13 protein-coding genes and 2 tRNA genes are annotated in these 13456 nt (G+C 36.1%); 13 read left to right on the top strand and 2 right to left on the bottom strand.

Annotated elements, in window-relative coordinates; translation table 11 throughout:
• The 6 genes from AC4BC4_RS10525 to AC4BC4_RS10500 all read left to right on the top strand — a co-directional run bounded on the left by AC4BC4_RS10525 (nucleotide 1) and on the right by AC4BC4_RS10500 (nucleotide 2513).
• A complete protein-coding gene (locus AC4BC4_RS10525; RefSeq protein WP_438756740.1) occupies nucleotides 1-726 on the top strand; it encodes a class D sortase in 726 nt (241 codons plus the stop codon).
• 18 nt (nucleotides 727-744) lie between these two features.
• Complete coding sequence (locus AC4BC4_RS10520; RefSeq protein WP_490475650.1) at nucleotides 745-1599, top strand: hypothetical protein; 855 nt, start codon at nucleotides 745-747, stop codon at nucleotides 1597-1599.
• A 117-nt stretch (nucleotides 1600-1716) separates the two neighbouring features.
• Nucleotides 1717-1950 (top strand): DUF2969 domain-containing protein, encoded by a 234-nt coding sequence (locus AC4BC4_RS10515; RefSeq protein WP_438756738.1) that lies wholly within the window; start codon nucleotides 1717-1719, stop codon nucleotides 1948-1950.
• Between the two features lie 90 nt (nucleotides 1951-2040).
• Nucleotides 2041-2121 (top strand) — tRNA-Tyr (locus AC4BC4_RS10510).
• Between the two features lie 12 nt (nucleotides 2122-2133).
• Nucleotides 2134-2205, top strand: a tRNA-Gln gene (locus tag AC4BC4_RS10505).
• Between the two features lie 122 nt (nucleotides 2206-2327).
• Nucleotides 2328-2513, top strand: a complete 186-nt coding sequence (locus tag AC4BC4_RS10500; RefSeq protein ID WP_438756737.1) for a hypothetical protein — start codon at nucleotides 2328-2330, stop codon at nucleotides 2511-2513.
• Between the two features lie 150 nt (nucleotides 2514-2663).
• Here AC4BC4_RS10500 and AC4BC4_RS10495 read toward each other — a convergent pair whose 3' ends face one another.
• A complete protein-coding gene (locus AC4BC4_RS10495; protein ID WP_438756736.1) occupies nucleotides 2664-3272 on the bottom strand; it encodes a TetR/AcrR family transcriptional regulator in 609 nt (202 codons plus the stop codon).
• Nucleotides 3273-3464: 192 nt separating this feature from the next.
• Between AC4BC4_RS10495 and AC4BC4_RS10490 the strand changes: the two genes are divergently transcribed.
• Complete coding sequence (locus AC4BC4_RS10490) at nucleotides 3465-7712, top strand: acyl-CoA dehydratase activase-related protein (protein WP_490475649.1); 4248 nt, start codon at nucleotides 3465-3467, stop codon at nucleotides 7710-7712.
• A 188-nt stretch (nucleotides 7713-7900) separates the two neighbouring features.
• Nucleotides 7901-8608: a GntR family transcriptional regulator gene (locus tag AC4BC4_RS10485; RefSeq protein WP_490475648.1), complete on the top strand. Its 708-nt coding sequence runs from the start codon at nucleotides 7901-7903 to the stop codon at nucleotides 8606-8608.
• A gap of 116 nt (nucleotides 8609-8724) precedes the next feature.
• Here AC4BC4_RS10485 and AC4BC4_RS10480 read toward each other — a convergent pair whose 3' ends face one another.
• A complete protein-coding gene (locus tag AC4BC4_RS10480; protein ID WP_490475647.1) occupies nucleotides 8725-9378 on the bottom strand; it encodes a YigZ family protein in 654 nt (217 codons plus the stop codon).
• A 177-nt stretch (nucleotides 9379-9555) separates the two neighbouring features.
• Here AC4BC4_RS10480 and AC4BC4_RS10475 point away from each other — a divergent pair, with 177 nt between their 5' ends.
• From AC4BC4_RS10475 to hpf, 5 genes are all read left to right on the top strand, one after another.
• Nucleotides 9556-9843: a DUF7662 domain-containing protein gene (locus AC4BC4_RS10475; RefSeq protein ID WP_490475646.1), complete on the top strand. Its 288-nt coding sequence runs from the start codon at nucleotides 9556-9558 to the stop codon at nucleotides 9841-9843.
• 122 nt (nucleotides 9844-9965) lie between these two features.
• Nucleotides 9966-10289 (top strand): PTS sugar transporter subunit IIB, encoded by a 324-nt coding sequence (locus AC4BC4_RS10470; protein WP_438756731.1) that lies wholly within the window; start codon nucleotides 9966-9968, stop codon nucleotides 10287-10289.
• Between the two features lie 179 nt (nucleotides 10290-10468).
• The gene (locus AC4BC4_RS10465; RefSeq protein WP_490475645.1) at nucleotides 10469-11797 is read left to right on the top strand and encodes an ATP-dependent helicase ComFA; all 1329 of its coding nucleotides are present in this window, start codon (nucleotides 10469-10471) and stop codon (nucleotides 11795-11797) included.
• On the top strand, nucleotides 11787-12476 hold the full coding sequence (locus AC4BC4_RS10460; RefSeq protein ID WP_490475644.1) for a ComF family protein: 690 nt from the start codon (nucleotides 11787-11789) through the stop codon (nucleotides 12474-12476). The genes AC4BC4_RS10465 and AC4BC4_RS10460 overlap by 11 nt, the downstream gene beginning before the upstream one ends.
• A 137-nt stretch (nucleotides 12477-12613) precedes the next feature.
• The gene (gene hpf, locus AC4BC4_RS10455) at nucleotides 12614-13165 is read left to right on the top strand and encodes a ribosome hibernation-promoting factor, HPF/YfiA family (RefSeq protein ID WP_010760772.1); all 552 of its coding nucleotides are present in this window, start codon (nucleotides 12614-12616) and stop codon (nucleotides 13163-13165) included.
• Nucleotides 13166-13456: the final 291 nt, after the last annotated feature.

Raw genomic sequence — 13456 nt, 5'->3', positions numbered from 1 at the left:
ATGAAACAATTAAAAAGAGTAGGGGCATTTATTTACGTGCCTCTTCTCTTTATGTTTTTTGGCTACTTCATAATTTATATAATTGGTGCACCTGTCATTAACTTCGCATCTTCAGCAGTGGAATTGATCTCGTTGAATGATGCTCCATCGTTTGATCAAAAAGGGACAAACCTTTTCGAAAAAAGAACGGATAAAACAAAGCAAGCATCCTCAGACGGAAAGTCGACTGATGCAGGTAAAGCTGGGATGGAAGTGTCTGAAAAAGGCGAGTTATCTTCTTCAAATATGGTCTATCCAGTTGGAGGAGACCAATTTGGTGAGGTTGTGATCGACAAAGTCGGAATTAATGAACCATTATATTATGGCGATAGTGAAGATATTTTACGTTTAGGCGCAGGACAATATATCGGTAGTATGATTCCAGGAGATCTTGGAACAACGTTGATTGGTGGGCATAATTTGCCATCTTTTGGAAAAATTTATTACCTAGAACCTGGAGATGAAGTGACGATCAATACCCATTATGGGGATTATCTGTATCAAGTGACCGAAGTGAAAGTTGCTGATTACAAAGATTCAACAATCAATACAAAATTAGGTGACCGCTCTAAAAGATCACTGATTCTTTATACTTGTTATCCATTAGATGCGATCGGTTTAACACCAGAACGTGTTTTTGTTTCAGCTGATTATGTATCTGGACCAATCATTGATGAGAAGTCATAAAGGAGGAGAATCAGTCAGATGAAAAATCGCAGTCATTTAGTAAAAATAATCTCTCGCTTTTTTATTGCTTTTTTATCCTCTGTATTTCTATTTGCATTTTTGATTTTATTGACATTGAGACTCACTCTTTTTAGTGAGAATTATATTGCAAAGCAAGCAGCAAAAGCAGATTATTATTCTGAATTAACAAAAGAAATTAATCGTCAAATTGAAAATAGTGCTTTGGGAAGCAATATTCCAGAAGGTGTTTTGAATCGATCAGTCAGGAAAGAATTAGTGAAGACAGACGTAGATGCATATTTCGAAGCAATGTACAATACAGGGACAAAATATTCGATCTCTAACGAAAAAGAGATCCATGATACTGTCTCTAAAGCAATCAAAGAGTATATGAGTGAAAAAAATATCGAGATAACACCAGAATCTGAGAAAGCTGTAACAAGCCTTTCAGATAATGCTATAACAGTCTACAAAGGCTATATCGAGCTGCCTTTTTTAGTTTCTTATGGACGGAAAGTCATGAACTATAAGTCAAAATTAGTCATTTTTATGGTTATTTGCGGTGTTTTATGGGCTTTGTTAAGTTTTGCCCTCTATTCTTCATTGAGAGGTTATTTCCATCGTTTATTGAGGTATTGGTCATATATTTGGACAGGCAGTGGATTAATGATGATAGTCGTTCCTACAATCATTTTGATGCAGGGTTTTTTAAAGAAACTCGGTATTCAATCCAAAGCAATGTATGATTTTATTCAAACCTATTTGTCGAGTTTTTTATGGTTGTTTATTATTATTGGTATGATTTCGATCATAGTAGGCATTTTCTGTAGCGTACTTAGCGAGGTCAAGAGAAAACGACTATTTAGTGTTTAATTGATAAAAAAGTCTTACATTTATTAGAAAAAAGGAAAGTGGCGCAAACCTCACCAAGTTTTGCCCACTTTCTTTTTTTTACGTAACGTGATAACATATAGCTTTGGAGGGATGAAGATGTCAAAAAAAAATAAAGATATAGAAGTCAAAATAGAAGAAGCAGAAAAAAAAATAAATGGTGAAACGATCACGGTGAGTACCTTGATGATTGGCAAAAAGGAAATTGGTCAAGTCTTAGCACAAGACACAAAAAAATTTGCTGTAGTAATTGATGGTCGCAATGAAGCGACTGTGAAAACGCTTGATGAAGCGATCGAATATATTATCCGTCAATGGAATTTAAACGATTAAAATAAATAACAATTTTTTTTAGAAAAAGACTTGCATTTTTCTCGAAAGTTTTGTATTATAACTAAGTCAGGTTTTTTACTAAAACCTTTTGGAGGAATAGCGAAGTGGCTAAACGCGACGGACTGTAAATCCGTTCCTTAGGGTTCAGTGGTTCGAATCCACTTTCCTCCATTTTTAACTTATTGGGGTATAGCCAAGCGGTAAGGCAACAGGTTTTGATCCTGTCATGCGTTGGTTCGAATCCAGCTACCCCAGTTTAATTTGAGCAACTCATATGGAGTTGTTCTTTTTTTTGACTAAAATATCGATAGTAACTTTTGTTCTCTTTTTTTGAAATATGTGATAAAGTGAATGAAAAAGCATGAGGAGTGAATTGGATGAATATTAAAGAGAAAATAACTGAAACAGCTGAAAAAGTTTATGACTTAGCACGTGATGGTAAATATGATGTAAAAGTGAATCTTTTTTCTAAAAAAGACACGGATGATAAAGTAAAAGGTATTCATGTTGTAACAGCTAGAGATACGGCGCATACAAAGAAATGGCGTGCGAAAAATCGTTAAAATTATTTAATAAATAAGAACGAGGCCGAGACAAAAGTGTTTAGCTCCGAGAAAAGAGCTGCTTTTTTCTCGCCGTTTATTCGAATTAAGAACGTGAAACAAGACTGATCTTCAGTTTTGTCACACGTTCTTTTTTTATTTATACAGGGATTATTTATCGATTTCAAGCCCTAGAACAGTCAAATGACCGTTTCCAACAAGTTTAATAACAAGTCTGGCTAAATGGTTGGGAGACATGTCCGTGTCACTTGTGATCCACCAATGAAGGGTTCCTATAAAGATGGACGTCATATACTCAATGATAAAATCAATTGGCACTTCAATATCATTCTCTGTGATTTTAAGCTTAGAAAAAATATCCGCGTATTTTTCATAAATAATATCTGCCAGCTTCTTACGCAAAAGTTCATTTGAACTGCCATCCATGATCGTCAAAAAGAAATTTTTATTCTTTTGAATGTTGATATAAATATTGGTTAATAGAAATTCAATTTGTTTGACTTTGATTCGATTGCTGACAATAATCTGTTCCGTATCGATCACAGAAGTAAAGGCATTGATCGCAAAATCAAAAATTTGTTCATAAAGGTCTTGTTTGTCTTTGAAATGAGCATAGAAAGTCGCGCGATTGATCATTGCCTCATCTGCAATGTCTTGGATCGTTATACCATCATATCCTTTTTCTTCCACTAAGTGAAAGAAAGCTTCGATAATCATTTTGCGTGTTCGCATTACCCGAAGGTCCGTTTTCTTTGACATAAAAAATTCCTTTCGAAATAATCAACAGTTTTAAAAAGTTTGTTGCTTATCTCACAAATTAGGGCGTTTTGCCTGTTGCAATTAAATTAGAATCTTTCTAAAATATACATAAGTATTATATCAGACACTTCGTAGTATAATCAACAAAGTGTTGTGAAATAAAAGGATAAGAAATTTAAGGAGCGCAAACCTATGACTTTAAGAGCAGGAATCGATGTTGGTTCTACAACTGTGAAATTAGTAATTATTGACGAAAAAAATCATACGAGATTCGCTAAATACGAACGACATTACTCAGATGTAAAAGCTGCAACCGAAAAAGTTTTAAACGAAGCAATGACGAAACTAGGTGAAGAGACCCCAATCACAATGACGATCACAGGTTCTGGAGGGATGGGACTAGCAGATGTTCTGAATATTTCTTTTGTTCAAGAAGTGATTGCTTGTACAAAAACAGTAGAAGAAATCATTCCAGAAACAGACGTGGCCATCGAACTTGGCGGTGAAGATGCGAAGATCACTTTTTTTGAAGGGGCGTTAGAGCAACGAATGAACGGCAGTTGTGCTGGTGGGACTGGCGCTTTTATCGATCAAATGGCAGTGCTGTTAAAAACCGATGCAAACGGGGTCAACGAATTAGCTAAAAATTACCAAACAATTTATCCAATCGCCTCAAGATGTGGCGTGTTTGCTAAGACTGATGTGCAGCCTTTGATCAACGAAGGAGCCGCTAAAGAAGACATCTCGGCAAGTATTTTTCAAGCAGTAGTCAACCAAACGATTGCAGGACTTGCAGCTGGTCGAAAGATCAAAGGAAAAATCGCTTTTTTAGGCGGTCCACTGTTCTTTATGTCAGAACTTAGAAAGAGATTCATCGAAACGTTAGATGTACAGCCTGAGGATGTCATTTTTCCAGAAAATCCACAACTATTTGTTGCGATGGGCGCTGCAATTTATTCTGAAGGAGCGAATCCAACGACTTTAGCTGATTTGATCTATCGTTTGACCAAAGGCGATCAAGAACAATTAAAGCCAACGGATACACTAGAGCCACTATTTAATGATGAAAAAGAACTAAACGTTTTTAGAGCACGTCATGACCAAGCGAAAGCGCAAGAAAAAGCATTAGCGGATCATCATGGTGTAGCTTTTTTAGGGATCGATGCAGGTTCTACGACGACAAAAGTTACATTGATTGATGAAGAGGGGAATCTATTATTTTCATTTTATGGAAATAACCAAGGGCAACCATTAGAAACCACAATGAGTGTCTTAAAAGAGTTATACCAAAAATTACCAGAAGATGTATTTATTGGAAAATCAGCTGTTACTGGGTATGGAGAGCATTTGATTAAAAATGCATTGAAAGTCGATATTGGTGAAGTTGAAACGATGGCTCATTACAAAGCTGCAGATCATTTTCAGCCCGGCGTTGATTTTATTTTAGATATCGGCGGTCAAGATATGAAGGCGATGACGATCAAAGATGGTGTGTTGTCTTCGATCCAACTAAACGAAGCCTGTTCTTCAGGGTGCGGTTCGTTCATCGAAACATTTGCCAAATCGTTAAATTTTGATGTAAAAGACTTTGCCTTAGAAGCATTAAGTTCGAAAGCGCCAGTTGACCTAGGTTCTCGTTGTACCGTATTTATGAATTCAAAAGTCAAACAAGTCCAAAAAGAAGGAGCATCTGTCGGTGATATTTCTGCTGGCTTGTCCTACTCAGTGATCAAAAATGCGATTTATAAAGTAATCAAAGTTCGTCGCCCAGAAGAGTTAGGCAAGAAAATTGTTTGCCAAGGTGGGACATTCTATAATGAAGCTGTTTTGCGTGCTTTTGAAACAATCAGTGAGCGTGAAGTCGTTCGTCCTTCTATTGCAGGTCTTATGGGAGCCTATGGGGCTGCTTTGATTGCACTAGAAAATTATGAATTAGGACAGGAAACTACCATCTTGGGGCTTGAAGAGTTGAATACTTTCACAGCAGATAAAGAATTTACCCATTGTGGTTTATGTGAAAATAACTGTATGATGACGGTGACGATCTTTTCTGATGGCCGTCAATTTATCACTGGAAATCGCTGTGAACGTGGCGCCAGAATCAAAGTAAAAAGAGAAGACCGCAAAGTCAATTTAGTGGATTATAAATACCGCAAGTTATTTAAGTATCGTCCATTGAAAGAAAAAGATGCGATTTATGGTAGGATCGGAATTCCACGTGTTTTAAATATGTACGAAAATTATCCGCTTTGGCATACTTTTTTCACTGATCTAGGTTTTAGAGTAGAATTGTCACCAAGATCAAATAAAGAATTGTATGAACAAGGAATGGAAACGATCCCTAGTGATACGGCATGTTATCCAGCCAAAATTTCCCATGGTCATATTCAAGCGCTGATCGATTCAAAGGTGCCAATGATTTTTTATCCCGGTGTCGTTTTTGAACGTCAAGAATCAGCAGAAGCGGATAATCATTTTAATTGTCCAATTGTGCAAAGTTATCCTGATGTTATTCGTAATAACGTGGATGATATTCGCGATGGTAAGGTTGATTACCGTAATCCGTATATTAATTTAGCTAATGAAGCATCCGTAGCGAAAGTGCTAAGCGAAACATTTGCGGATCTAGGTATTTCAGAAGATGAAGTTGCTCAAGCTTTACGACATGGCTATGAAGAATTAGATGCTTTCAAAGAAGATGTCCGTAATAAAGGGGAAGAAACCTTAGTGATGTTGAATCAAAAAGGAGAGAAGGGAATCGTTTTATCTGGACGACCTTACCATTTAGATCCTGAAATCAATCATGGAATTGCGGATGTAATCACACAAGAAGGTTTCCATGTTTTGACCGAAGATTGTGTATCTCATCTTAGTGATGTTGGAAATTTACGCGTAGTCGATCAATGGGTGTATCATTCTCGTTTATACGCAGCAGCTCGCGTTGTTGCTAAATCTAAAAATCTTGAACTCGTTCAACTGAATTCATTTGGTTGTGGCTTAGATGCGGTCACGACGGATCAAGTAGAAGAGATCATGGATCAGTATGGAAAAATTTATACTGTCCTGAAAATTGATGAAGGGTCGAATTTAGGTGCAATTCGTATTCGTTTACGTTCTTTAAAAGCTGCAGTTGGTGAGCGAGAAAAAATGAATTTTGAACCAAAATTACAGCATGAAGAACCAGAAAAAATCATCTTCACGAAGGACATGAAAAAAACGCATACGTTATTATTACCGATGCTTAGTCCCATCCATCAATCAGGATTGGTCGATGTTGCTTTAAAAGCTTCGGGCTATAATGTTGTTTGTTTACCAGCAGATGATCGTGAAGCAGTAAACGTTGGTCTGAAATACGTGAATAACGACGCCTGTTATCCAGCTATCATTTCGATTGGTCAATTAGTCGAGGCACTCGAAAGCGGGAAATATGATTTAAATCATGTCAGTGTCATGATGACGCAAACAGGCGGCGGCTGTCGTGCAACAAATTATATTCCATTATTAAGAAAAGCGTTGAATGACGCAGGATTTCCACAAGTTCCAGTCGTTTCCGTTTCGATGGGGAATAAAGGAGTAGAATCGAACCCAGGATTTAAATTTACACTGCCCATGTTGAAACGCGTTGCCGTAGCCTTCTTATATGGAGATTTATTTGAACGGGTTGTGTACCGAACACGTCCGTATGAAACACAAGTTGGCATGATTGATGCGCTCCACGCTAAATGGCTAAAACAGATCGAAAATAATGTCCGTAATGGTTCGTTGACTTTATTCAATCGAAATATGAAAAAAATCATCAAAGAATTTGATGAAGTCCCTCTAAATGAAGTGAAGAAACCAAAAGTTGGAATTGTTGGCGAAATTTTGGTTAAATATTCACCAACTGCCAATAACGATATTGTTCGTTTATTAGAAGCTGAAGGGGCAGAAGCGGTTGTGCCAGATATTATTGGATTTATGAATTACTCTTTGTACAACCAAATATGGAAATATGACAATATGGGCATGTCCAAAAAAAGTAAAAATCTAGCTCAATTTGCGATTCGAATCATCGAATATGTTGAAAAACCGATGGACAAAGCGCTAAGAAATTCCAAACGCTTTGAGGGACTTAGCTCCATCGAAGAATTGGCAGAAGATGCAGGGAAAATCCTCTCAATCGGAAATCACACAGGTGAAGGTTGGTTTTTAACAGGAGAAATGATCGAGTTATTGAAATCAGATGTAAATAATATCGTCTGTATGCAGCCTTTTGGATGCCTTCCAAATCACGTTGTAGGTAAAGGGGTTACCAAGGAGTTGCGTCGTCAATATCCTAAAGCCAATATTGCACCGATTGATTATGATCCAGGAGTATCATTGGTAAATCAGTTAAATCGAATTCGTTTGATGATGGCGACAGCTAACAAAATGATGGATGAAGAAAAAGCTCGTATTTAAAAATAGGTAGCCTAAGTTGCGTGTCAGAAGCAATTTAGGTTATTTTTTTTGCAGCCAATGACTAAATATTAAATTTGTCCATACCAAATTTAGTAGATAAACCCTCTCTTTACTGTAATTTAGAACTTTTGGTTGTTTATAAGGTATATACCAGTTATAATAAAAGGGAATAAAGAGGAGGAAATAAGATGGTGTCAAGTTTACCAGTTTATATTCAAATACACGATAAAATAAAAAACGACATTGAACATGGTGTTTGGAAGATTGGGGACAGACTTCCATCAGAACGTGAGCTTTCGATCCAGTTTGGTGTTAGTCGGATGACGTTGAGACAAGCGATTCAAACACTTGCTGATGAGGGGATTTTGGAGCGAAAAATCGGATCTGGTACCTATGTTGCCCGCAAAAAAGTTCAAGAAAAAATGACGGGAACAACAAGTTTTACAGATATTATGCTTTCCCAAAATCGAGTTCCATCCAGTCGTACCGTATCCTATTATGTAGCCAAACCAAGTTCCAGTGAGATGGAAAAATTAAACCTAAAAGAACATGACCAAATAGTTCGCATGGAGCGAGTTCGTTTTGCGGATGATTTGCCTATTTGTTTTGAAGTGGCGAGTGTGCCTTATTCTTTAGTCGATCAATACAGTAAGACCGAAATCACAAATTCTTTCTATAAAACTTTAGAAGAAAAAGGTGGGAACAAGATTGGCCGTGCCAATCAAACTGTTTCTGCCATGCTAGCCTCAGAACAAATTGCGGATTATTTAAAAATCAAACGTGGAGATGCGATACTTCGCTTACGCCAAATATCTTATTTTGAAAATGGTACACCGTTTGAGTATGTTAGAACCCAATACGTAGGCAATCGCTTTGAATTTTATTTAGAAAAATAAACGCAAAAAAATGAACGTTTGTCGACGCATCTGTATAGAGAAGTCGTCTGCGTTCATTTTTTTTAGTTTGTCGAATAGTGGTAAAATGTATAATTCTAAAGGGTTTCAACCTTCACTTACAACGTTGGCTCCTTTTTTTCGATTGGTAATTCATGATATGAACATTCGCCTTCTTCAAAAGTCACTTGTCCACTTAATAGTTCAACGATTTCTGCCATAAATTGTTCGGATGTCGTTTCATCTACAAGGCAAATAACATCAACATGTTCTCCGTAAATCGTGTCTTTTAATGTGTAGGGATGATTTTCCATGAAATTTTGAACGTTTCCAAGATTTGGATAACTGATTGTTAAACGAATTTCTTGTTGCAATTTTCCTTGGACAAGTCCAATACTATTTAATGCATGAGAAACAGCTTGACTATATGCCCTGATTAGTCCACCTGCACCTAATTTAGTCCCACCAAAATAGCGTGTGACAACAGCTGCCACATTGATTAATTCCTGTTTTTTCAAGACTTCTAACATAGGGATACCAGCTGTTCCACTCGGTTCTCCATCATCACTACTACGCTGGATGGCACTTTTTTCATCAATGACAAAAGCACTGCAATTATGACTGGCTTTCCAATGTTCTTTTTTCTTTTGAGCAATAAATTCCTTTGCTTCATCTTCTGAAGAGACTCGTTTGAGAGAACAAATAAAACGTGATTTTTTGATTTCAATTTCACTTTCTCCATCCGAACGAATGGTAAAATAACTATCAAGCATTTGCTCAGTCCTTTACTACATAATACGTTAAGTATAAAAAAAATAAAGGTGAGAAGCAACTATTCTCTTTAAGAACTGTGAAAAGGCCTTCATTTGCTTCTTTAAAATTTTATGAGATAATGATTAAAGAAAGATTCAATTCAAGGAAAGTAGGAATAAAATAAGGGAGTGAATGATTTGGCAAAAGAACGTCAGAAAAAATATGATAGCGTTACCCATTATTTAACAACTAATGGCGGGTCACAAGTAACTTTAACGTTTACGCAGTTTGACGAGTTACTTTTCCCTCAATCAGGACTTCCTAAAACCGCACGTACAGATATTGATTGGTGGGCAAATGATCATAAATATCCAGAAAAAGGAGCTTATGGTTGGCTTAATGCAGGATATCAAGTTGCCCAAGTCAACATTGAGAAAGAATATGTTGTTTTTAATAAACTGCTCAAATCAAACTGGCTTTTATAATTATAAAATATGGATAAATCAAAAGTAGGGAGCGTTGACAAAAGCTATCATTTCACTATACTATGATTAAAGAGAAATATAATGTTTGTTATGTTATCAATAGAAAAAAGGGGATGGCTATTATGGCTAAAAAAACAATTATGCTTGTATGTTCTGCTGGAATGAGTACAAGTTTGCTTGTAACTAAAATGCAAAAAGCGGCTGACGCCCAAGGTTTGGATGCAGATATATTTGCAGTTTCTGCTTCGGATGCTGATAACAATTTGGAGAGTAAAACGGTGGACGTGTTATTATTAGGCCCCCAAGTTCGTTTCATGAAAGGTGATTTTGAAAAACGACTAGAGCCAAAAGGAATTCCTCTAGAAGTAATCAATATGGCAGATTATGGCATGATGAACGGAGAGAATGTGTTAAAGCAAGCACTAAATTTGATTGGAAAAGATTAAAAAATAAAGGCTTCACCTATCGTTTGTTCAAGTGATGCCTCATTTTAACTAAAAACTCGACTAATTTGCTGGAAAAGTGAATGGGTCGAGTTTTTTGCAATGGAAAAAATGATAACCCTTTTTTTGAAAAAAATAAAAAAATAAAGTAGAAAATGCGTAGTTTAAATAAGGAGGGAAGAATGCAAGAATTATGGGGAAGAAAAGTCTTAAAAAAAGAAATTGAAACTATCAAAAACATCGAAAAAAAGAGTCAAAAATTATTGACTATGCAAGAAGTGAGTGAAAAAACAATCCAATGTTTGCGTTGTGGTCAGATTCATAGTAAGAATACAGTTCAATTAGTGACAGAACATTATTATTGTCCTAAATGTATCCAGTTAGGCAGAGTGGATACTAGCCAGAAATTTTATTATTTGCCAGAACCAACACCTGTCAAAAGAACAGTTCATTTTGCTTGGGATGGGACACTTACGGATGGACAGCAAGCAGTCTCAGATGACTTATTAGCTTCGATAAAAAATCATGAATCTAGAATGATTTGGGCAGTTACTGGTGCCGGAAAGACGGAAATGCTGTTTAAAACGATCCATTATTCTTTAGAATGCGGTTATCGAGTGGCAATTGCTTCACCTAGAGTAGACGTATGTCTGGAACTGTTTCCTAGAATACATACTGTTTTTCCAGAAGAACCTGCGATACTACTTCATGGCAAGATGGAGGAATGCTATCGTTATACTAAATTGCTAGTTTGTACGACGCACCAATTATTACGCTTCTTTCATGCGTTTGATGTATTGATTATCGACGAGGTAGATGCATTTCCTTTTGTTGGCAATCAACTATTGCAGTATGGCGTAAAACAAGCAATCAAAAAAAATAGTTCACTTGTCTATCTCACTGCAACGCCAACCAAAGAGCTAACTAAAAAAACAGATAAAAATGAATTACAGACTAGCATTTTGCCAGCGCGATATCACCGAAGAATTTTACCGGTTCCCAAAATAAAATGGTGTCATCAATGGTATAAAAAAATCAAAAAAGGCAATACACCTAAAGCATTAGTAGCTAAAATTCACTCACTAGTGATTAAAAATGATGTACTGATTTTTTGTCCCAGTATCTCTTTAATGGAACAGCTCAAAGAAGCTGTTGAAAAGAAATTTCCTGAAGTACCTTTAGCTTATGTTCATTCACAAGATCCAGAGCGATTAGAAAAAGTTTTAAAGATGAGAAACAAAGAATATCGGATTCTGATGACTTCAACTATATTAGAACGCGGTGTAACATTTGATGGTGTCTCGGTGATTGTTTTAGGCGCAAATCATCCTGTATTTGCAACATCTGCGCTTGTTCAGATCGCAGGGCGAGTTGATCGTCGAATGGATTATACTGCTGGGGAGGTTTGGTTTTTACATGACGGTTGTACAAAAGCGATGAAAGAAGCGATCAAGCAAATCAAAAAAATGAATACGTTAGGTATTGAAAGAGGGTTGATAGATGATATGTAACTATTGTGGTCAAATGATTAGTAGAAATCTAACAATCAAAGAAATTTTTTTGCCTGAAAAAATAGCAGCAGAACAATTGTGTCTATCGTGTGCTAAAGGATTCCAATTATTGGAAAAAAAAGGTAGCTGTTTAGGATGTCAACGTCAGTTGTCAACTACGCCATATTGTAATGATTGTATAATGTGGCAACGATGTTATCCAGAATATGATTTTCATCATGAAGCTCTTTTTGTCTATAATAAAACAATGCAAGAATGGTTTGAAGAATATAAATTTAGAGGAAATTATAGGCTTAGATATAGTTTTGCAGTATTTTTGCAGGCTTACTTTAAGAAAAAAAAGAATGTTCTAGTGATTCCGATGCCGATTTCAACAGAACGAATGAAGGTCAGAGGCTTTAATCAAGTTGAGGGATTGTTAGATGCAGCCAATATTGCGTACCAGCCTTATCTGGTACGTTTTATAGACGGAGACTCTCAAGTACAAAAAACAAGAAAAGATCGAATGGCGTTGAAACAACCTTTCAAATTGACGAAAGAAGGGCAAGAAGCAATCATCGCGAGAGAAGTTCTTTTAGTTGATGATATTTATACAACAGGAAGAACACTTTTTCATGCAGCTCAAGTTATTTTAGAAAATACACCTTCAAAACTGGATACGTTTTCGCTCGCAAGATAGAAGAACGATTAAAATAAAAAATCAACCGCAATTTTGTTGGCAAAAGTAATATAATTCGTTATAATAGAATCAAGAAGAAGGATAACAGAGTGGTCCTTTTATTCCTTCTTTAGCAGTAGATGAAAGGGGTAATCGTTATGTTTAGATATAATGTGCGTGGAGAAAACATCGAAGTTACTGAAGCGATAAGAGACTATGTAGAGAAAAAAGTAGGTAAACTAGAACGTTATTTCAGTGATTCACCTGAAGCTACGGTTCATGTGAACCTAAAAGTCTATACTGAAAAAACAGCAAAAGTTGAGGTTACTATTCCTCTACCTTATTTAGTTTTACGTGCCGAAGAAACATCACCAGATTTATATGCTAGTGTTGATTTAGTTGTCGATAAATTAGAAAGACAAATTCGTAAATTTAAAACAAAAATTAACCGTAAATCTCGTGAAACAGGGATGAATACTGCTAAAGCAGCAATTTTCTTGAACGGTGAAGAGACACCAGATGAAACGCCAGAATTAGACATTGTTCGTACAAAACGTCTTTCATTGAAACCAATGGATAGTGAAGAAGCAGTTTTACAAATGAACATGTTAGGACATAACTTTTTTATCTTTGAAGACTCAGAAACAAACGGAACTAGCATTGTTTACCGTCGTAAAGATGGGAAATATGGTTTGATCGAAACAGATTAAATTGAATAGATCAGATCATTTGACGTTGATTTAATGAGGAAAAGCTAAAAATCTCTAGTTGCTTTGTACTCAAATAGATATTTTTAGAAAAATTGTTATCGAGGTCTGTGATACTCGGATATTCGTTTTTTAAGAGACTGAAGCAGGACGGCATACGTTTTGCCGAAGTCTCTTTTCCTTGTTTTAAGTCTATATACATAAAAAATGACATAATATATTATTAATATTAAGAGAAGTTATTTCATTTCTTACCAAGAAGTGATAAAATGGACAGGATGATTGTGCATTCAG

It is taken from the genome of Enterococcus sp. AMC1086 (genome assembly GCF_058216575.1).
The sequence above is the reverse complement of the archived record's forward strand: the minus strand, read 5'-3'. Positions and strand labels throughout refer to the sequence as shown.